This is a genomic window from Streptomyces sp. NPDC101194 (assembly GCF_044767885.1).
In the GTDB taxonomy this organism is placed as follows: domain Bacteria; phylum Actinomycetota; class Actinomycetes; order Streptomycetales; family Streptomycetaceae; genus Streptomyces.
In genome coordinates this window covers 68713-88796 of sequence record NZ_JBIWOS010000001.1, presented here as the reverse complement: position 1 = coordinate 88796, position 20084 = coordinate 68713, and the positions used below count along the sequence as shown (strand labels likewise).

The window sequence follows — 20084 nt, the reverse complement described above, 5'->3', positions numbered from 1 at the left end:
CCCGCCCGGCGGCGCCGGCGCCCGCTCGCCCGGTCGCTCGCCGGGCGCGGGACGACGGCCTTCCCCGGAACCTCATCCGGGTCCGGGGCCGGGACGACGCCCTCGTCAGTCCCTCAGCAGGTCCGGGACACCGTCCTCGTCCGGCAGGTCACGCTTCCCGGAGACCACCGTGAGCTGCTGCGTCGCACGCGTCAGCGCCACGTACAGCACCCGCAGGCCGGCCGGGGACTCGTCCGCGATCTCCGCGGGCGAGACGACCACCGTGGCGTCGTACTCCAGGCCCTTCGCCTCCAGGCTGCCCAGCGCCACCACCCGGTCGCCGAGCTCGGCGAGCCAGTCGCGGGCCTGGGCCCGGCGGTTCATCGCGACGACCACACCCACCGTGCCGTCCACCTCGGCCAGCAGCCGCCGTGCCTCCTCGCGCACCGAGGCGGCCAGATCGCCGTCCCGTACGGTCTCGAAGCGCGGCTTCACGCCCGTGGAGCGGACCGCGGCCGGGGACTCCATGCCGGGCATCGCCAGCGCCAGGACCTTCGAGGCCAGCTCGGCGATCTCCGCCGGGTTGCGGTAGTTGACCGTGAGGGTGAAGCGGCGGCGCGGGCGGTTGCCGAGCGCCTCGTCGCGCGCGCGGGCGGCCTCGTCCGGGTCGGACCAGGAGGACTGCGCCGGGTCTCCGACGATCGTCCAGGTGGCGTGCCGGCCGCGGCGGCCGACCATGCGCCACTGCATGGGCGTGAGGTCCTGCGCCTCGTCGACGATGACGTGCGCGTACTCCGTACGCTCCGCGGCCAGCCGCTCGGCCCGTTCGCGCTGGGTCTCCTCGCGCTGCGGCATCAGCTCCTCCAGACCGGAGAGCTGGTCCAGCGGGTCGAGGTCGCGCTTCTTCTTCGGCCGGTGCGGGGTGCCCAGCAGCGTCTGCAGCTCGTCGAGGATGGCGACGTCGTGCACGGAGAGCGGTCCGTTCCCCTCGCCGTCGAGCCGCTTCAGCGAGCGTGCGAAGCGGCGCACCTCGCCCTGGTTGAGGACCCGGCGCGCCCAGCGGCCGAGCCGCTTCTCGTCCGCCATCGCGGCGAGCACCCCGCGCGGGGTGAGTTCGGGCCACCAGGCGTTCAGGAAGTCGAGGAAGGGGGTCTCGGTGGAGACGTCCTCGTCGAAGGAGGAGCGCAGTTCCGCGGCCAGTTCGGGGTCGGTGTAGCGGCCCCGGCCGGAGGACTTGTTCCACAGGGCGTCCAGGAGCATTCTGCGGGCGCGCGGGCGGAGCAGATTGACCGGGGCGGTGCCGCCGAGCACGGACTGCCGGATGCGGTGCAGTTCGTCCGCGTTCAGTTCGACACGGGCGCCGAACGCGACGACCCGCAGCCGGGTCGGGGTGCCCGGGGCCGGGTCGGCTCCGTCGGCTTCGTCACCGAAGGACAGCCGGCCTTCCTGCTCCGGGGCCCTGCGAGGGGTGCCGGGCTGTTCCAGTGCCCCGCGCGCCGCCTTGCGCAACACCTGGAGCATCCGGGAGGAGCCCTTGATCCGGGCGACGGCGGGTTCGTCGTAGGTGGTGGCGCCCTCGACGCCGGCCGCCTCGTCGGAGAGCGAGCCGACCGCGCGGATCGCGACCTGCCCCTCCTCGCCCAGCGAGGGCAGCACGCCCTCGGTGTACGCGACCAGGAGCGGGGTCGGTGAGACGACGAGGATGCCGCCCGCGTACCGCCGCCGGTCCTGGTAGAGGAGGTAGGCGGCACGGTGCAGGGCGACGGCGGTCTTGCCGGTGCCCGGACCGCCCGAGACCTCGGTGACGGAGGCGGCGGGCGCCCGGATCACCAGGTCCTGCTCCGCCTGGATGGAGGAGACGATGTCCCGCATCGTGTGGCTGCGGGCCTGGCCGAGCGCCGCCATCAGGGCGCCGTCGCCGATGACGGGAAGCTTGTCGCCGCCCAGGTACGCGGTGAGCTCGGGGCGCATCAGGTCGTCCTCGACCCCGAGGACCCTGCGGCCCTTGGAACGGATGACCCGGCGGCGCACCACCCTGCCCGGCTCCTTCGGCGTCGACCGGTAGAACGGCGCGGCGGCCGGTGCGCGCCAGTCGATGACCAGCGGCGCGTAGTCGGAGTCGAGGACGCCGATGCGGCCGATGTGCAGCGTCTCGGCGATGTCGGCGGAATGGTCCTCGCGTACGGCGTCGTCGGCCGGCTCGACGGAGGTGTACGCGCCGTCCGGGCCGCGTTCGCCGTCCTTGCCGAGCAGCAGATCGATCCTTCCGAAGAGGAAGTCCTCGAACTCGCTGTTCAACCGGTTGAGGTGGATTCCGGCCCGGAACACCTGGGCGTCGCGTTCCGCGAGCGCGCCCGGGGTACCGACCTGGCCGCGCTTGACGGCGTCGTCCATGAGAAATTCCGCCTCGTGGATCTTCTCTTCGAGACGGTCGTAGACACGGTCGAGATGTTCCTGCTCGACACCGATTTCCCGGTCCCGCAACGAATCGACAGCGGCATCCTGCGCGGCCACCGAGGCCCCCTTCTGACGTGCATTGGGCAGCCGTCAACCCTATGCGAAGGGGGGCCCGCCGCGCACCTGCCGCGCGTATCGAAATGGCTCGCGGGGATTTCGATCAGGCATCGGCCCCCGCGTCCGGGATCGCGGGAGTGCCGGGCTCCGTGCCCGCGCCCCCGGACACACCCGCGTCCATGACCGCCACCGCGGCCGCTCTGCGCCGGTGGCGGGCCACCCGCTCCCGGTTTCCGCACACCTCGCTGGAGCACCAACGGCGTCGGCGGCCCCGTGAGGTGTCCAGGTAGAGCCGGTGGCAGTTGTCGGCCTCGCAGCGGCGCAGTCCGGCTCGGGCCACCGGGTCGGTCAACAGCTCCACGACGTCGCGGGCCACGGCGGCCAGCAGCGCCCCGCATTCGGGATCGGCGCTCAGGGCCCGTACCAGCGTGCCGCTCCCGCCACGTACAGCCCGCAGTCCCGGAGGGGCGGCCGCGGCGAGCGCGTTGACCCGTGCCAGGGCGCTCTCGGCCCTGCGGCCGGCGAGCTCGGCGGTCAGCAGGTGTTCCACGCCGGCCCTCAACTGCCGGAAGCGCACCACCCAGGTGTCGTCCACCGCGCCGAGGTGGGTGCCGCTCGGCACGAGTCCCGTGGCCACCAGCCAGTCGGCGAGCCGCTCGGCGCCGTCGAGCAGTTCGCAGGCGCCGGAGGTGCCGATCCCTGTTGCCACCAGGTCCAGGCACGGGCGCCCGGAGTCGAACCGCCAGTCGTACGAGCTCTTGCCCGCCGCCATGCGTAGGTCACCGCCTCGGGGTCTCCGATCGGGGTCTCCCCCAGGGTGCCCCTCGGGCGGCCACCCCGGAACCCCTGCTGCCGCACGGACCGGCACCGGCGGGGCCCTACGGTGTCCCGATGGACAACGATCCCCGTACCGCCACTCCGGAGGCCGGGCCGCTCCTGCTCCGGCCCTGGCTGCCCGAGGACATGCCGGCCCTGATCGAGGCGCACCGCGATCCCGTGATGCGCGCCAAGCTGCTCGTGCCGGTCACGGACGAGGCGGAGGCGCGGCGCTGGCTGCGGGTGGAGCGGGAGGGCCGGGAATCCGGCAGCCGCTTCAGTTTCGCGGTGATCGATCGCGATCTCGACGACGAGCCGGTCGGCAATGTGGTGCTCAAGTACCCGGCACCGGGCTCCGCCGGCGGGGAGGTCGGCTACTGGACGGCGGCACGGGCGCGCGGCCGCGGGGTCGCTCCGCGGGCTCTCGGGGCGCTCACCGACTGGGCGTTCGAGGCGTTCGCCGGGGACGGGCTCGTGCGGCTGGACCTGCTCCACCAGGTGGGCAACGACGCGTCCTGCCGGGTCGCCGAGAAGAGCGGTTACGGCCTCGCGGAGGTTCTTCCGGCGCGGCCGCCGTGGCCGCTGGACGGGCACCGGCATGTGCGGCTGCGCACCGGACACGTCCGGTAGCCGTCCCGTCCCGTCGCCGGGCGGACTCCGCTCCCGCGCACGCCCGGCGGAACGATGCCCCTCCGGGATCTCGGCGGTGGTCGGCCCGTCCGCCGTTCGAGGACATCACTCGGCGCGCCGTCCGGGATCACCGGCGCCGGTCGGCCCGTGCGGGGCCGTCACCCCGTCAGCGACGGACCGTCGTACAGAATCCGCTGGAACAGCCGGTGGTCACGCCACTCGCCGTTGATGTGCAGATAGCGCGGGGCCATGCCGTACTGCTCGAAGCCGCACTTGGCGAGCACCCGCTGCGAGGCCTCGTTGTCCAGCACCGTCCCGGCCTCGACCCGGTGCAGCCGCAGATCGTCCCCGGCCACCTCGCAGACCCGCTGCACGGCGGCCGTGGCCAGGCCGCGGCCCGCGTGCTCGACATCGACCCAGTAGCCGAGAACTCCGCTGCGGAACGGCCCGAGCACGATGCCGGTGAGGTTGAACCCGCCCACCGCACGGTCCTGTTCGTCGGCGAGCACCCACGGCATCGCCCGCCCCGCGTCACGGTCCGCGAGCATTCCGGCCAGCCGTTCCCGCTGCCCCTGCTCGGTGTAGAAGGTGTCGGGCCGCTCGGGCTCCCAGCGGCTCATGTACGCGCGGCTGCGGGTCAGGGACAGAGCGAGGGAGGCGGCGTCGGCCGGGGTGGCGGGACGGAGCCGTATGTCCGCGTCGAGCCGGTGGATGTCGTCGATCATCCCGTCACGCTATCCCGGGCGCATCACGCCGCCTCCGCCCTGTCTCGGCACACGGTCGGGCCGCCTCCCGCACGGAAAGGACCGTACGCCCGCCGGGGATCACGAGAGGGCCCTCAGCCGGTCGAAGGTGCGGATCAGCTCCGCCCGCCGCTTCTCCTTGTACTCCGGTTCGGGTTCGAGACCGTCGACGGTCCGCTCCCACACGTCCATGAAGGTCTTCTTCCAGCGCTCGACCACCGCCGCCCCGGGCACCGTGGCGCCGACGTAATGCCGCTCGGCGATCAGACACAGCAGCTCGACGTTGCACGGCACGGCGACGCCCCAGTACTCGTCCGGCTCCAGGCCGACCGGGTCGCCGGCCATGGCCTCCTCGATCTCCGAGACGAGCCGCCCGGTGATGCCCGACAGATGATCCGCCGCCGTGTCGTCGTCGAAATTCCCACTGCCCCAGGTACCCACAGGGCCCCCTCCGGTCGTCGTTCCGTGCCTGCGACCGTTCTAGCAAGCCGCACCGACAACGGCCGGGTTCCACCCGGCGGCCCCGCCGGCGACGGCGGGCGGCGTCGCGGCGAGCCGCAGCTGCGACGGCGGGCCGCCCGGGCGCCGTGCGCTCCTGGACGCCCGCGTATGGAGCTGCGCGCCTGAGCGATGGAGCGGGACCGTCCGCGCCGCTTCACTCGGAGACATGACAACCACTCGGCCCATGCGCCCCTCCCGCACCCCGCAGCACCTCGTGCTCGGTGGTGCCGCCGTCGCCACCGGACTGGTCGCGGGCACGTTCTACGTGTTCTCCTGCGCGGTCATGCCGGCCCTCGGGCGCAGCGACGACCGGACCTTCATCGAGGTCATGCAGAACATCAACGACGTCATCGAGAATCCGGTCTTCTTCGCCGGATTCTTCGGGGCGCTGATCCTGACGGCGGTCGCCGCCTGGCAGCAGCGCCGGTCCCCCGGTCCGCGCCTGTGGGTCTTCGCCGCCCTCGCCGTGTACGCCGTCGCCTTCCTGCTGACCTCGGGCGTCAACGTCCCGCTGAACAACGCCCTCGCGCACGCCGGGAATCCGGCGCGGATCGCCGACCCCGCGGCCGTGCGTGAGAGGTTCGAGGGTGCCTGGGCGGCCTGGAACGCCGTCCGGGCCGTCCTGTGCACGGCTGCTCTCGCCCTGCTCCTTCGTGCCCTGTTCCTGACGGCTCGGACGCGTCCGAGCCGCCCTCAGGAACCCGTGTACTCACTGTCCTCCACCGGGTCCAGCGCCAGCCGGTAGCCGCGTTTGACGACCGTCTGGATGAGTCGGGGCTCGCCCAGCGCCGTACGCAGCCTCGCCATGGCCGTCTCCACCGCGTGTTCGTCGGTGCCGCTGCCGGGCAGTGCGCGCAGCAGATCGGCGCGGGCCACCACCCAGCCCGGCCGGCGGGCCAGGGCATGGAGCAGGGCCATTCCGGCGGGCGGCACCGGGCGCGGTGCGCCGTCGACGATCACGGCGTGACCGCGGATCTCCACCCGGTGTCCGGCGATCGGCAACGCACGTACTTTGGCGGGGAGTTCATGGCACAGCAGCTGGACGAGCGGCGCCAGTCTGAACCGCTCCGGCTGGACGGTGCCGATCCCGCGGGCCCGCAGCGGCACGGCGGTGACCGGCCCGACGCAGGCCACGAGAACGTCGTCCCGCAGCGCGCCCAGGAGTTCCGGGAGCAGCCCGCGCTTCTCCGCCCGGCCGAGCAGCGAGGCGGCGGCGGGGGCGCTGGTGAAGGTCAGGGCGTCCAGGCCCCGTGCCAGGGTGATGTCGATCATCCGGTCGAGCGGGGCGATGTCCTCGGGGTCCACCCAGCGGTAGACGGGTACGGCGACGACCTCGGCCCCCGCCTCGCGGAGGGGTCCGACGAAGCCGGGAAGGGGCTCGCCGTGCAGTTGGAGAGCGATGCGGCGGCCTGCCACCCCCTCGTCGAGGAGCCGGTCCAGCACCTCCGTCAGGGACTCGGAGGCGGGGGACCACGCCTCGGTCAGCCCGGCGGCCCGGACGGCGCCCTTGACCTTGGGGCCGCGGGCCAGCAGTTCGGCGCCGCCCAGGGTCTCCAGCAGCCGGCCGCCGAGACCCCAGCCGTCGGCGGCCTCGATCCAGCCCCGGAAGCCGACCGCGGTGGTGGCGACGACCACGTCGGGGGCGGAGTCGACGATGTGGCGGGTGGCGGCGAGGAGCTCACCGTCGTCGGCGAGCGGCACGATCCGCAGGGCGGGCGCGTACACGACGGCCGCTCCCCGTCGCTCCAGCAGCGCGCCGAACTCCTCCGCGCGCCGTGCGGCGGTGACCCCGACGGTGAAGCCCGTGAGTGGCCCGTGCTGTTCGTCCTGGTGCATGTGGTCTACCCGGCTCTCGTCCCGCTGCTGCCCGATGATGCCGAGGGCCGAGCCTGCCAACGGTGCGTGACAGACCTGGTTCACCCGCATTTCCCGCCCGTTACGTCGCATGACGTCGAACGGTCATGATCGCACCTCGCCCGCACGCGGCGCGGCCGAGCCGGGGAACGGCGGGTGGGAGGACCGGTCGGGTGGGATCCGGCGAAGGTATACCGTCCCTCCGTCGCCCGGGCCGCTTCCGTGATCCGCCCTTCCGGACGCCCGGATCAGGCGGGCCCCGCCATGAGCGACGCGTCGGGTTCCGGCAGCCAGCTCCCACCGGGACGCACCATCCAGCCCTCCTCGGAACCCAGCCGGACCGCGGCTTCGCGCAGGGCGTCGAGGCCGGGGTGACGCAGCCCCTTGCGCCAGACCAGCAGGAGAGGGGAGATCGGTACGGGCCGGACCAGCGGACGCATCACGGTGCCCGGCAACGGCGGGAAGTCGACCATGCACAGCACCGGGTACCCCGACTTGGCCGTGACCCGCTGGAATTCGGCCACGCCGATCGCGAGCGGTACGGGCGGTGCCAGTTCGATGCCCCACTCGGCGAAGAGCAGCCGGGCGAGGTCCGTCCACTCCGTGGTGCGCGGGTTCCCGGCGCCCGCGTACACGGTCTCACCGGCCAGGTCGTCCAGCGCGACGGCCTCGTGCGCGGCGAGACGGTGATCGACGGGGAGCAGCACGGCCATCGGCTCGTATCTCACCGGCTGGACGCCGAGCCGGGCCCGGACCGCGGGGTCGAGTCCGGCGGCCCGGCCGAAGGAGACGTCGAGCCGGCCGGCGAGGATCTCCCCCGCGGCCCAGGCGAGCCCACTCTCGAAGCGCGCCATCAGCTCGCACCGCGGAGCCAGTTCCCGTGCGCGGGCGAGGACCCGGGCGGCCGTCATGCCGTCGGTGTTGAGGTCGACGAAGAGCGGCCGGGCCGCGGGGTCGGCGAAGGCCGCGGCAAGATCGGCGTGTGCCTCCAGCACCCGGCGGGCGTACGGGAGGAGTCGTTCGCCGTCGGCGGTGAGGGAGACCTGTCGGGTGGTCCGTACGAACAGCTCCGCGCCCAGTTCGCGTTCCAGTCGGCGGATGTCCCGGCTCAGCGCCTGCTGGGCGAGGTAGAGCCGGGCCGCGGCGCGGGTGAAATGCAGTTCCTCGGCCACGGCGACGAAGGCGCGGAGCAGCCGGGGGTCGGTATGGGGGGCGCCCGGATCGGCAGCGGAGGAAGCCACACCGAGAATTTACAACACAAGTGCGTCAATCGGTGCGGAGAAGGTGTTGGACCGTGCGGGCCGCGCGCCCCGAGGGTTGAGCCATGCCGTACGAGAGAACCCCGTCCACCGCCCCCCTGCTCGCCGTCTCCGGAGATCTGCTGGTCATCGCGCCGCGGGCGACCGCCCCAGACCGGCCCGCGTCCACCAATCCGTACCGCAGGCTGCTCGCCACCCCGGGTGCGCGTGCGTTCACCGCGGGCAACCTTCTCGCCCGGGTGCCCATGGGCATGTTCAGCGTCAGCGCGGTGATCATGATCGCCGGTTCGCGCGGCTCCTACGCCCTGGCCGGTGCCGTCACCTCGACCGGCCTCGCCGCGACGGCGGTGGTCGCCCCCTGGACGGCCCGGCTCGTCGACCGGTACGGGCAGGCCAGGGTCGCCGTGCCCGCCACCGCGATCGCCGCTCTCGGATCGATCGCCCTGCTGCTCTGCGTGCACTACGGCGCCCCGGTCTGGACGCTCTTCGCCTCCTACGCCGCGACCGCCACCACCCCCAACACCGGCGGGATGTCCCGGGCCCGCTGGGCCCATCTGCACCGGAGCGACCCGGCCGCCCTGCACACCGCGAACTCCTTCGAACAGGCCGTCGACGAACTCTGCTTCATGCTCGGCCCGGCCCTCGCCGCCGTGCTGTGTGCGGCACTCTTCCCGGAGGCAGGAACACTCGTCGGGGCGATCCTGCTGATGACCGGTGTGCTGATCTTCGCCGCCCAGCGCGCCACCGAACCGCCGGTGGCGCCCCGCACCCACGCGGGCTCCCCGTTCCGCGCCTCCGGCATGCCGGCCCTGCTCGCCGCCTTCCTGGCCACCGGAGCGGTCTTCGGCGCGATGGAGGTCGTCACGATCGCCCACGCCGGGGGCGCGATTCTGGCCCTCCAGGCGGCCGGATCATGTGTGGCGGGGCTGTGGTACGGATCACTGCGCCCTGCCGCGGACATCCGGCGCCGGCTGCTGGGCTGCCTGGCGGGCATGACGGCGCTGATGTCCCTGCCGCTGCTCGCCGCCTCCTCGACCGATTCGCTGCTCGCGCTCGCGGGCGCGCTGCTGCTGGCCGGCGCCGCTACCGCCCCCACCATGGTCACCGGGATGACGCTGGTGCAACGCCTCACTCCCGAGGGTCAGTTGAACGAGGGCATGACCCTGGCCGTGACCGCGCTGCTGGGCGGGATCGCCGTGGGATCGGCGACCGGCGGCTGGATGGTGGAGCACACGGGGCAGGTGACCGGCTATGCCGTACCGATGTGCGCGGCGGGGCTGGCGCTCGTCGTCGCGGGGGCCGGGGTCCGTGCCCCCCGGAGCTGATGCCGGGCGGCAAAATCCCGGGCACAAGGGCGAGGACCCCGTTGCCGGTGGGCAACGGGGTCCTCGTTCACATGGGAATTGTGGAGATGGCGGGAATCGAACCCGCGTCCAACGGTGCAGAATCAGGGCTTCTCCGTGTGCAGTTCGCTGTGCTTTTCTCGGCCCCGGTAGTCACGCGAACAAGCTACCGACAGGCCCAGTCACTGTTTGATTTCCTTCTGGGCCCCGTGACCGGGCTCAGAAGTTTAGATCCCTTGATGATGCCAGGATCCGGGTCGGGATCACCCCCGGGCTGACACTTCGCAAGTCGCTACTTAGGCAGCGAGGGCGAAGGAATCGCGCTTGGTGTTGGCGATTATTGGTTGCGACATATGGTTTACGAGATCATTGCCGCTTCCTCGACACGCTTCCCCTGCTTCGACATCCGCTGTCGAAACCGATCATCCCCATGTTGTGTTTTCAATGTGTGCACCCGCTGTGGAGTGCAGTGCCATCGTACGTGACCGACGCACGACGATGCCAGCCTATTCCTGCCGGGCCCGTCCGCACGCCTCCCGGACCCGCCCACGCACCCCGCAGGAACGCGCCTACGCGCTCCGCTGGCGCCGGCGCGCTGCGGAGATCGCACGGTTGGTCTCCCGCAGGTCCTGCTTCTCACGCAGGGTCTGCCGCTTGTCGTACTCCTTCTTTCCCTTGGCCAGAGCGATCTCGACCTTGACCCGGCCGTCCTTGAAGTACAGCGCGAGCGGCACGATCGTGTGGCCCGTCTCGCCCGACTTCGACTCCAGCTTGTCGATCTCGGCCCGGTGCATCAGCAGCTTGCGCTTCCGCTTGGCCGAGTGGTTGGTCCAGGTCCCCTGCACGTACTCCGGGACGTGGATGTTGTGCAGCCATGCCTCGCCCCCGTCGATCTGGACGAAGCCGTCCACCAGGGAGGCCCGGCCCAGCCGCAGCGACTTGACCTCGGTGCCCATGAGCACGAGACCGCACTCGTAGGTGTCGAGGATGTGGTAGTCGTGCCGCGCCTTCTTGTTCTGCGCGATGAGCTTGCGCCCCGTGTCCTTTTCCTTAGCCATAGTGCGGCCATTTTCGCACTACGACCCACCCCCGAGGCCACTCAATACCGTCTCGGCCCGCCGCTCGGCCCCGGAGCCGACCGCGAGGTCGGGGGTGATGCCTCGGCCGTCGACCCCTCGCCCCGCCGGGGTGCGGTAGTGGCCCACGGTCAGCTCGGCCACCGAACCGCCCGGGAGCTTGCTGGGCATCTGCACCGAACCCTTGCCGAAGGTGCGCGATCCGACGGTGACGGCGCGGCCCCGGTCCTGGAGCGCGCCGGTGAGGAGCTCGGCCGCGCTCATCGTGCCGCCGTCGACGAGGACGACGAGGGGGCGGACGGTGTCGCCGCCCGGCTGCGCATAGAGCGCGCGCTGCTCGCCGTGCACGTCGTACGTGGCGACCAGGCCGCCGTCCAGGAACGCGGAGGCGGCGGTGACGGCCTCGGTCACCAGGCCGCCGGAGTTGCCTCGGAGATCGAGGAGGACCCCGGCGCGCGCCGGTGCGTCCCGGACCGCGTCGCGGATCTTCGCGCCCGAGCCCCTGGTGAACGAGTCGACCTCGATCAGTACAGCTGCGGAGGAATCGGAACGGTCCGGTCCGATCCGCCGCACGGTGACCGCCTCGGTGGTGAGTTCGGCCCGCCGCAAGGTCTCGGTCCGCAGCACGGCACCCCGCTGGACGCCCAGGGCGACGGTGGTGCCGACGCCCGCCTCCGTACGGTCTCCGCGCAGCAGGGCGACGACCTCGGAGACGGGGCGCTCGTCGACCCGACGGCCGTCGACGGTACGGAGCAGGTCTCCCGGCTCGATGCCGGCCCGCTCGGCGGGGCCGCCGGGCTGGACCCGGGCCACCTCGACCAGTCCGTCGGCGGAGCGCCTGGCGGAGATCCCGACGCCGGTGTACGAACCGTCGAGGGCCTGCTCGAACTCCTCGTACTGCCGCTCGTCGTAGACCGCGCCCCAGCGGTCGCCGCTGCGGCTGACGGCTTCCTCGGCCGCCTCCTTGCCGGACTTGCCGTCGGCCACGGCCCGCGCCGCGGCGGCGGCCACCTCGTCGCCGTCGAGGGTGGCGGCGACGGAACGGGTCACCGGCTCCGAGGACTTCGGGCCGCCGCGCGGCAGGGAGCCGGTGGCCGCGGCGGTGGCCAGCACGCTCGCGAAGACCAAGGTCAGGGCCGCCCCGCGGCGCACACCGCGGGGCCCGAAACACTGCGTGGGACCCGACATGGCGTCGAGTCTAGGACAACGCCCCTGCGGCGCACGGCCGGTTGACCGTGCGCCGCAGGGGCGCTTGTCACACCTTCAGGTACTTGCGGAGCGCGAAGAGAGCGGCAACGGCGGGCATCAGCAGGCCGATCGCCAGGACCAGGGGCAGCTTGGTGAAGACCGCGTCCCAGCCGATGAAGTGGATCAGATTGAGCTTGCTCTGCAGCGCCAGACCGCCGTCGATCAGGAAGTACCGGCCGGCCAGCAGCATCACGCAGGCGAGCACGCCGCCGATGAGTCCGGCGAACGCGGCCTCCATGATGAACGGCATCTGGATGTAGAAGCCGGAGGCACCGACGAGCCGCATGATGCCGGTTTCACGCCGTCGGCTGAACGCGGACACCCGGACGGTGTTGACGATCAGCATCAGCGCGATGACCAGCATCAGCGCCATGACGAAGAGGGCGGCCACGTTCATGCCGTTCATCAGCTGGAAGAGGTTGTCCAGGATGGATCTCTGGTCCTGGACGGACTGCACCCCGTCGCGGCCGGCGAAGGCGGTGGCGACGACCTTGTACTTCTTCGGGTCGTGGAGCTTGACCCGGAACGACTCCTGCATCTGGTCCGGCGTGATGTTGCTCGCCATGGGCGAGTCGCCGAACTGCTGCTGGTAGTGCTTGTACGCCTGGTCGGCCGACTCGTACGTGACCGTCTCGACCGCGTCCATCTTGTGGAGATCGGCCTCGATCTCCTTCTTCTGCTCCGTGGTGACGGCACCCTTGGCGCACTTGGGCGTGGAGGTCACATCGCTCTTGCTGCAGAGGAAGATCGAGACGTTGACCTTGTCGTACCAGTAGTCCTTCATCGTGCTGACCTGCTCGCGCATGAGCAGCGCGCCGCCGAACAGGGCGAGCGAGAGGGCGACGGAGACGACGACGGCGAAGGTCATCGTGAGGTTGCGACGGAGGCCGACGCCGATCTCCGACAGGACGAACTGGGCGCGCATGGCGTCCTTTCAGTGCTCGATGCTCAGTGCTGGTAGCCGTAGACGCCGCGGGCCTGGTCGCGTACGAGACGGCCCTGCTCCAGCTCGATGACGCGCTTGCGCATCTGGTCGACGATGTTCTGGTCGTGGGTCGCCATGATCACGGTGGTACCGGTCCGGTTGATCCGGTCCAGCAGCTTCATGATGCCCACGGAGGTCTGCGGGTCGAGGTTGCCGGTCGGCTCGTCCGCGATCAGCAGCATGGGGCGGTTCACGAACGCTCGCGCGATCGCCACTCGCTGCTGCTCACCACCGGAGAGCTCGCCGGGCATCCGGTCCTCCTTGCCACCGAGGCCGACCAGGTCGAGAACCTGCGGCACCGCCTTGCGGATCTCACCGCGCGGCTTGCCGATGACCTCCTGCGCGAACGCGACGTTCTCCGCGACGGTCTTGTTGGGGAGGAGTCGGAAGTCCTGGAACACCGTGCCCAACTGGCGGCGCATGTGCGGCACCTTCCAGTTGGACATGCGCGCGAGGTCCTTGCCCAGAACATGGACCATGCCCTGACTGGCGCGCTCTTCACGGAGGATGAGTCGCATGAAGGTGGACTTGCCGGAGCCGGAGGAGCCCACCAGGAAGACGAACTCGCCCTTCTCGATATCGAGAGACACATCCCGTAGAGCGGGACGGCTCTGCTTCGGGTAGGTCTTGGAGACGTTGTCGAATCGGATCACGGATGCACCACGGTCGGCCGGGAGTAGGTGTGCGTGACCATACGCGAAGCGGACTGAGGCGTGCAGGCGCGCGTCCGGGGATGGGCGTTTTATGGCGGAACGACACTGGTCGGCAGCAGGGCCGAAGCACTACAGATCGGGCGATGTCCGGCGGGCCGCGCCGAAATCCGCGCGAGCTGGCACAGTGGTAGGGGGAACGGATGCGTTTCCATGAGCGTTGTGCGGAGTGAAGGCGTATGCGGCTCCGCCGCGCGGGAGGAGGAAAGCGCATGACCTATGACCGACTGGTGTGCGCAAACTGCGCGGCGCCCGTGAACGAGGGCCGTTGCCCCGTGTGCCGGGCCAGCCGTGAGCGGCTGCAGCAGGAACAGGGCGCCTTCGCGGGCCTGAGCCCTGTGACGCTGGTGGCCCTGCTCGTGGTGCTGCTGGGGGCGCTGGCACTGCTGGCGCACCAGACCGTGTAGCACCGGACCGCGCAGTCGAGACCGTCCGTCCGCCTGCGAAAGCGTGTACATGTACGCGGAGGGGCCCGGGATGCCGACAGGCGTCCCGGGCCCCTCTGTGCGCATCTGGCCCTTAGGCGACCGTACGGCCGTTCATCAGGCGCGGCAGGATCCGGAAGCCGATGCCTCCGGCAATCATCGTCGCGGCGCCGACCAGCAGGAACGTGGTCTCGGCGGCACCGGTCTCGGCGAGCTCGTCCTTGCCCTTGCCCTGCTCGACCGGCTGGTTGCCCGCCGAGTCGGGAGTGGTGTTGTCCGCGCACTTCGCACCGTCGAGGTCGACGGTGCAGGTGTTGGCGTCACCACCGGTGGTGCCGGAGGAGGCGTTACCGGTGGTAGCACCGTTGTCCGAGGTGCCGCCCTGGTTGCCCGCGCCACCCTGGTTACCGGCGCCGCCCTGGTTACCGGCACCACCCTGGTTGCCCGCGCCGCCCTGGTTACCGGCACCACCCTGGTCGCCCGCGCCACCCTGGTTACCGGCGCCGCCCTGGTTACCGGCACCACCCTGGTCGCCCGCGCCACCCTGGTCGCCCGCGCCACCCTGGTTACCGGCACCACCCTGGTTACCGGCACCACCCTGATTGCCCGCGCCACCCTGGTCGCCCGCGCCACCCTGATTGCCCGCGCCACCCTGGTCACCGGCACCACCCTGGTCGCCCGCGCCACCCTGGTCGCCCGCGCCACCCTGGTTACCGGCACCACCCTGGTCGCCCGCGCCACCCTGGTCGCCCGCGCCACCCTGGTCGCCACCCTCTGTGGTGCCGCCCTGGTCGACACCGCCCGGGTCGCCGCCCTCGGTGCCACCCTGGGACTCGCCCGACGGCCCGTTGAGACCGGCGTCGATCCCCAGACCGGATTCGTCGACGTGAGCGTTGGCCGACAGCCCGGCAACGTTGACATCGACACCGACGGCCGATGCCACACCGGCAGCGGTGAGCGAGGCGCCCGCGGCGATCACCGCACCAGCGGCTATCCGCGCGACGCGTACTCGCGTCTTCTTGGTCATCTGCTGCTACCCCCAGTAGCTGTTCTCGTCAGTGGAGCAGCCATATGCGGGCCCCGGCTCTGCGGGGTTCGCTCCGAACGGCGCCACATCGAGTCGTGGCCATGCCGCCCGCCCCCGTTCACACCCGTCCCAGACATACGCATGCTGCCCTAGCACCCTGTCCAGAGTTAAGGACTACGTCAAGGCCGTTCCGGGCAATGTGAACCGGTTTGCTCGTAGTTGACCTTCATTCAGCATCACGACTGTGACGCACTCGCCACGGCGCCTGCGCAACTCGGAGGCCCAACTCCCTTTCGGAGCCGCTCCGTACCGCCCCCGACGAGAACGGCGGTGCCGGAACCCGTGGGGATTCCGGCACCGCCGTAAGAAACAGAACCGAGGAGCAGAGAACAGGAACCGGCCTCTGCCGCCCGCCTACTTCTCCCGCTGCTTGCGCCAGCGGATGCCCGCCTCCAGGAAGCCGTCGATCTCGCCGTTGAAGACCGCTTCCGGGTTGCCCATCTCGAACTCCGTCCGCAGGTCCTTGACCATCTGGTACGGGTGCAGGACGTACGAGCGCATCTGGTTGCCCCAGGAGTTGCCGCCGTCGCCCTTGAGGGCGTCCATCTTGGCCTGCTCCTCCTGGCGGCGGCGCTCAAGGAGCTTCGCCTGGAGGACGTTCATCGCGGACGCCTTGTTCTGGATCTGCGAGCGCTCGTTCTGGCAGGAGACGACGATGCCGGTCGGGAGGTGGGTCAGGCGCACCGCGGAGTCCGTGGTGTTGACGCCCTGACCGCCCGGACCCGACGAGCGGTACACGTCGACGCGGAGCTCGGACTCGTCGATCTCGATGTGGTCGGTCTGCTCGACCACGGGCAGCACCTCGACACCCGCGAAGGACGTCTGGCGACGGCCCTGGTTGTCGAAGGGCGAGATCCGGACGAGCCGGTGGGTGCCCTGCTCGACGGAGAGCGTTCCATAGGCGTACGGCACCTGGACGGCGAAGGTGGTCGACTTGATGCCGGCCTCTTCCGCGTACGACGTCTCGTAGACCTCGGTCTTGTAGCCGTGCCGCTCGGCCCAGCGGATGTACATGCGCTGGAGCTTCTCGGCGAAGTCGGCGGCATCGACGCCACCGGCCTCGGCCCGGATGTTGACCAGGGCCTCGCGGGCGTCGTACTCGCCGGAGAGGAGCGTACGGACCTCCATCTCGTCCAGCGCCTTCCTGACCGACTCCAGCTCGGACTCGGCCTCGGCGAGGGCATCGGCGTCGCCCTCGTCCTGGGCGAGCTCGAACAGGACCTCGAGGTCGTCGATCCGGCCGCGGAGGGCCTCGGTCTTGCGGACCTCGGCCTGGAGGTGCGAAAGCTTGCTGGTGATTTTCTGCGCCGCCTCCGGGTCGTCCCAGAGGGAGGGAGCGGCCGCCTGCTCCTCGAGCGCGGCGATGTCCGCCCTCAGCGCATCCAGGTCCAGGACGGCCTCGATCGACCCCATGGTCGAGGAGAGGGACTTCAGCTCTTCGGAAATATCGACGACTGCCACGGGTCCAGCGTAACGGCTGTCGGCGCGGACATTCCTCGGGCCGCATGATCACGACTCGGTGACCGGGTGCGCGGGGCCTCCGCGCACCCTGCCGCCGGAGGGCTGCCGAGGGAGCCGCCCGGCCCGGGAAGCCGTCGGGGTGCCCCGTGGGGGGGCACCCCGGTCAGGGTGTTCCCGGCGCCGAGCTCTTCGTGTCCTGTGCGGGTGCGTCCGCGCCGTCGTCGCCCAGTGCCAGCCAGCCGCCGACGCCGAGGGCGACCACCAGCACCAGCGCCGCGGCGCCCAGCGTCAGACGGCGCTTGCGGACCGCCGCGGACTTGTTGCGGGCCGAACCGGGGCGGGGCCTGCCCGGAGCGCGCGGGGCCCTGGCCGTACCCCGGGGACCGCCGGAGAGTTCGTCGGGGGCCGGGACACGCATGCTCGTGTGGGTGTCCCGGTTGGAGTCCGTGGACGATCCGGGAACCAGCGGTACCGCGCCGCGGCGGCGGGGCTCCTCGGGCACGGGGGTGTACTGCTGCTCGTCGTATGCCCGGGGCTCCGGTTCGGCGTCCGGCTCGTCCACGTCGAGCGGCGGGATGCCTGCCAGCTGCGGGAGCTGCTCGCGCAGCCGGGCCGCCAGCTCGGAGGCGCGCAGCCGGGAGGCCGGGGCCTTGGCCAGGCACTGGACCAGGAGCTGCCAGAGCTCCTCGGGGATGCCCGGGAGCGGGACGACGGTCTCCGTGACGTGGCGGCGCAGGACCGCGCCGGGGTGTCCGCCGCCGAAGGGCGTGAAGCCTGCGAGCAGTTCGTACAGGACCGTGGCGAGGGCATAGATGTCCACAGCGGCGCGGGGCGGGAGGCCCTCGACTATCTCGGGGGCCAGATAGTCCGGCGTGCCGATGATCTTGCTGGCCTTGGTGCGGCGCGGGGTGTCGATCAGTTTGGCCACGCCGAAGTCGGTGAGCAGCGCGGGGTGCGAGCCGCCGGGGCCGAGCGGGCCCTCCATGTCGAGCAGGATGTTCTCCGGCTTGACGTCGCGGTGGACCACCCCGGCGGCGTGCGCGGCGGCCAGGCCGTCGGCGACGTCCGCGATGATCGCGACGGCGGCCTCGGGGGCGAGGCGGCGTTCACGGTCGAGGCGGCTGCGCAGGTCCGTGCCGCGGACCAGGTTCATGACCAGTGCCAGATCATTGCCGTCCACCACGAGGTCGCGGACGGCGACGACATGGGGGTGGTCCAGGCCGAGCAGCGCGGTGCGCTCCTGGACGAAGCGGCCCACGAGCTCCTGGTCGGACGCGAGGTCCTCGCGGAGCAGCTTGATGGCCACCGGGCCCTCGGGCCCCTCGCCGAGCCACACCGTGCCGGCGCTGCCGCGCCCCAGGATCTGGTGGGCGGTGTACCGGCTGCCGATATTCCGTGCCAAGACTGCTCCCTCAGCGGCTGGCGATGGACCGTCGCTCATGACCCCCGGTCGACAAAGTTACGCGTCGATCGGGGTGTTGAGTGCCCGGGATGGCGCCAACCCTCACTTCTGCGGGCGAAATGAGATGGAAACTGGCCCGCAGAAGTCGATTTGGCTACAGAGTTGATGATGCGTCGACTGCTCAGGAGCCGCCGCTGCCACCCAGTTTCGAGACCCAGTCGGTCACGGTGGAGACGGCACCGGTGATCGCCTGCCAGTAGCTCTTGCCCTGGCCGATCCAGTCCTGCAGCGGGGTCAGTTCCCAGATCAGCCAGCCCGCGACGAAGAGCAGGACCAGCGTGAACAGGCAGCCCTTGAGGCAGCCGAGTCCGGGGATCCTCATCGGGTTGGCACTGCGCTGCCTGGGCTCGCGGGGCTGCCTCGGGGCAGGCTGCGGGGGCGGCGGCTGTTGCGGGGGCGCGTACTGCTGCCGCTGGTACTGCTGTTGAGGCTGGTGCTGCGGCTGATACTGCTGCCGCTGGGGCTGGGGGTACTGCCGCTGCGGCTGCTGCTGGTACTGCTGCGGCTGCTGTCGTTGCTGCGGCTGCGGCCGCTGGGGGCGGCGGCGCAGCGGGTCCTGGTTCGGGTCGAGGGGCTGGACCTGTGTCTGCTCGTTGCGGTCACGGGCCGCCTGGAGCTGGGACTGCCAGGGGTGCGGGTCCTCGGACTGCGGAGCGCCGTCCGGGCGCGGCGGTACGGGCGGCATGACCGAGGTCGGGTCGGCGTGCCCGCCCGGGCCCTGACCGGGGGCGTGCTGCATGACGCTGGTCGCGGCGTTCGGATCGTACGAGCCCGCGTTGCTCGGCAGCACCTGCGTCGGGTCGGCCGCACCGGGCGTCTGCGGAACGGCCGCGGGCGCCGGGTCGGGTGCGAGCAGGGCACCCACGCCGTCGGCCGCCGCGATCTGGGCGGCACTGGCGTGCACCCCGATGCCGGCCGCGACGGTGCGCAGCGCGCGGGCCAGGTTCTCGGCGCTGGGCCGCTGGTCCGGGTCCTTGCTCAGGCAGCGCTCCATGACCGTCCAGAGCGGTGCCGGGACCGTGGTGGGGCGGCGGGGCTCCTCGCTGAGGTGCTGGTGCAGGACTTCGAGGGCGGTGCCGCCGGAGAACGGCGGGCGGCCGGTGACCAGCTCGTACAGCAGGATGCCGGCGCCGTAGATGTCGACGGCGGAGGTCTGCGGGCGGCCCTCGGCGGACTCGGGCGCCACGTAGGCGGGCGTGCCGACGAATTCATGGGTCCGGGTGAGCCCCGGGGAGTCGGCCAGTCGGGCGATGCCGAAGTCGGTGAGCATCGGGCGCATCCCGCCGTCGCGCTCGTCGAGCAGGACGTTGGCGGGCTTCAGGTCGCGGTGGACGACGCCGTCGGCATGGCTGGCGGCGAGCGCGTCCGCGATCTGGGCGGTGAGCAGTGCGGCGGCGACCGGGGTGAGCGGGCCGTTCTCGCGGAGGTAGCGGTGCAGGTCGGGGCCGTCGACCAGATCCATGACGAGGGCGAGGAGATCACCCTCCACGACCAGGTCGCGGGTGCGCACGATGTTCTCGTGGGTGAGCCGGAGCAGCACGGAACGCTCGCGCAGGAATCGCATCACGACGTCCGCGTCGTTGGCGAGCTCCTCCTTCAGGACCTTGATCGCCACGGTCTCGCCGGGCTGGCCGGCCACAGCCGCCTCGGCGCCTGCGGTCTCCCGCTGGCGGGCACGCCAGACGGTGCCCGTGGCGCCGCGTCCCAGCGGCTCCTCGAGCAGGTACTTGCTGCCTACCGGCCGCACGTCATGCGCTCCCTGCTGATCGTGGTGCTTGCGGTGCTCCCGGATCGGCCCGGGAGTTCCGGCCCACTCTAGGGCCTGTCGTCAAACTGCCGTCGCCGCCCGGAGGGCTGCCGTGCGGCGCCCGGCCCGCGCGACGGACGGCGGTCCGTCGGCGGGCCCTGGCGTGGGGCGGCCGGCGGGGTCGCGCCGGTCCGCCCGCCGCTCACCGCCGGTTGCGCCCGCCGGGCCCGGATGCCTCCGGGGG

The 20084-nt window shown here is 71.7% G+C and carries 18 protein-coding genes and 1 other RNA gene; 4 read left to right on the top strand and 15 right to left on the bottom strand.

Annotated elements, in window-relative coordinates; genetic code table 11:
- Positions 1–105 precede the first annotated feature (105 nt).
- Both ACIRP2_RS00340 and ACIRP2_RS00335 read right to left on the bottom strand, forming a co-directional pair.
- Positions 106–2493 carry a HelD family protein gene (locus ACIRP2_RS00340; RefSeq protein WP_404244995.1) on the bottom strand — a complete coding sequence of 796 codons (2388 nt, stop codon included), beginning with the start codon at positions 2491–2493 and terminating at the stop codon, positions 106–108.
- A gap of 103 nt (positions 2494–2596) precedes the next feature.
- Entirely contained in the window at positions 2597–3265 is a 669-nt protein-coding gene (locus ACIRP2_RS00335) for a CGNR zinc finger domain-containing protein (protein WP_404244993.1), read from the bottom strand.
- 119 nt (positions 3266–3384) lie between these two features.
- Between ACIRP2_RS00335 and ACIRP2_RS00330 the strand changes: the two genes are divergently transcribed.
- Positions 3385–3939 carry a GNAT family N-acetyltransferase gene (locus ACIRP2_RS00330; protein ID WP_404244991.1) on the top strand — a complete coding sequence of 185 codons (555 nt, stop codon included), beginning with the start codon at positions 3385–3387 and terminating at the stop codon, positions 3937–3939.
- A gap of 158 nt (positions 3940–4097) precedes the next feature.
- Here ACIRP2_RS00330 and ACIRP2_RS00325 read toward each other — a convergent pair whose 3' ends face one another.
- Together ACIRP2_RS00325 and ACIRP2_RS00320 are read right to left on the bottom strand one after the other, a co-directional pair.
- The gene (locus ACIRP2_RS00325) at positions 4098–4664 is read right to left on the bottom strand and encodes a GNAT family N-acetyltransferase (protein ID WP_404244988.1); all 567 of its coding nucleotides are present in this window, start codon (positions 4662–4664) and stop codon (positions 4098–4100) included.
- Positions 4665–4763: 99 nt separating this feature from the next.
- Complete coding sequence (locus ACIRP2_RS00320; RefSeq protein WP_404244986.1) at positions 4764–5123, bottom strand: DUF4259 domain-containing protein; 360 nt, start codon at positions 5121–5123, stop codon at positions 4764–4766.
- 226 nt (positions 5124–5349) lie between these two features.
- Between ACIRP2_RS00320 and ACIRP2_RS00315 the strand changes: the two genes are divergently transcribed.
- Positions 5350–5928, top strand: a complete 579-nt coding sequence (locus tag ACIRP2_RS00315; RefSeq protein ID WP_404244984.1) for a DUF1772 domain-containing protein — start codon at positions 5350–5352, stop codon at positions 5926–5928.
- Here the strand turns inward: ACIRP2_RS00315 and ACIRP2_RS00310 are convergent.
- Both ACIRP2_RS00310 and ACIRP2_RS00305 read right to left on the bottom strand, forming a co-directional pair.
- Positions 5877–7019, bottom strand: a complete 1143-nt coding sequence (locus tag ACIRP2_RS00310; RefSeq protein WP_404247107.1) for a uroporphyrinogen-III synthase — start codon at positions 7017–7019, stop codon at positions 5877–5879. The two genes, ACIRP2_RS00315 and ACIRP2_RS00310, sit on opposite strands and share 52 nt — an antisense overlap.
- Before the next feature lie 266 nt (positions 7020–7285).
- A complete protein-coding gene (locus tag ACIRP2_RS00305) occupies positions 7286–8278 on the bottom strand; it encodes a LysR family transcriptional regulator (RefSeq protein WP_404244982.1) in 993 nt (330 codons plus the stop codon).
- A gap of 83 nt (positions 8279–8361) precedes the next feature.
- Here ACIRP2_RS00305 and ACIRP2_RS00300 point away from each other — a divergent pair, with 83 nt between their 5' ends.
- On the top strand, positions 8362–9621 hold the full coding sequence (locus tag ACIRP2_RS00300; protein ID WP_404244980.1) for an MFS transporter: 1260 nt from the start codon (positions 8362–8364) through the stop codon (positions 9619–9621).
- 78 nt (positions 9622–9699) lie between these two features.
- Here ACIRP2_RS00300 and ssrA read toward each other — a convergent pair.
- From ssrA to ftsE, 5 genes are all read right to left on the bottom strand, one after another.
- Positions 9700–10069, bottom strand: a transfer-messenger RNA (tmRNA) gene (gene ssrA / locus ACIRP2_RS00295).
- Between the two features lie 139 nt (positions 10070–10208).
- A complete protein-coding gene (gene smpB / locus ACIRP2_RS00290) occupies positions 10209–10697 on the bottom strand; it encodes an SsrA-binding protein SmpB (RefSeq protein WP_351073540.1) in 489 nt (162 codons plus the stop codon).
- 18 nt (positions 10698–10715) lie between these two features.
- Positions 10716–11903: a S41 family peptidase gene (locus ACIRP2_RS00285; RefSeq protein ID WP_404244977.1), complete on the bottom strand. Its 1188-nt coding sequence runs from the start codon at positions 11901–11903 to the stop codon at positions 10716–10718.
- A gap of 67 nt (positions 11904–11970) precedes the next feature.
- Positions 11971–12888 carry a permease-like cell division protein FtsX gene (gene ftsX / locus ACIRP2_RS00280; protein ID WP_404244975.1) on the bottom strand — a complete coding sequence of 306 codons (918 nt, stop codon included), beginning with the start codon at positions 12886–12888 and terminating at the stop codon, positions 11971–11973.
- A 23-nt stretch (positions 12889–12911) separates the two neighbouring features.
- On the bottom strand, positions 12912–13601 hold the full coding sequence (gene ftsE / locus ACIRP2_RS00275) for a cell division ATP-binding protein FtsE (protein ID WP_024489199.1): 690 nt from the start codon (positions 13599–13601) through the stop codon (positions 12912–12914).
- Between the two features lie 269 nt (positions 13602–13870).
- On the opposite strand from ftsE, the gene ACIRP2_RS00270 reads away from it, so the two are divergent.
- Positions 13871–14065, top strand: a complete 195-nt coding sequence (locus tag ACIRP2_RS00270) for a hypothetical protein (protein WP_404244972.1) — start codon at positions 13871–13873, stop codon at positions 14063–14065.
- 112 nt (positions 14066–14177) lie between these two features.
- Here ACIRP2_RS00270 and ACIRP2_RS00265 read toward each other — a convergent pair whose 3' ends face one another.
- From ACIRP2_RS00265 to ACIRP2_RS00250, 4 genes are all read right to left on the bottom strand, one after another.
- Entirely contained in the window at positions 14178–15110 is a 933-nt protein-coding gene (locus tag ACIRP2_RS00265) for a hypothetical protein (protein WP_404244970.1), read from the bottom strand.
- A 414-nt stretch (positions 15111–15524) separates the two neighbouring features.
- A complete protein-coding gene (gene prfB, locus ACIRP2_RS00260; RefSeq protein ID WP_072489181.1) occupies positions 15525–16631 on the bottom strand; it encodes a peptide chain release factor 2 in 1107 nt (368 codons plus the stop codon).
- A gap of 163 nt (positions 16632–16794) precedes the next feature.
- A complete protein-coding gene (locus ACIRP2_RS00255) occupies positions 16795–18033 on the bottom strand; it encodes a serine/threonine-protein kinase (RefSeq protein ID WP_404244968.1) in 1239 nt (412 codons plus the stop codon).
- Positions 18034–18214: 181 nt separating this feature from the next.
- Positions 18215–19840, bottom strand: a complete 1626-nt coding sequence (locus ACIRP2_RS00250; protein WP_404244966.1) for a protein kinase — start codon at positions 19838–19840, stop codon at positions 18215–18217.
- Positions 19841–20084 lie beyond the last annotated feature (244 nt).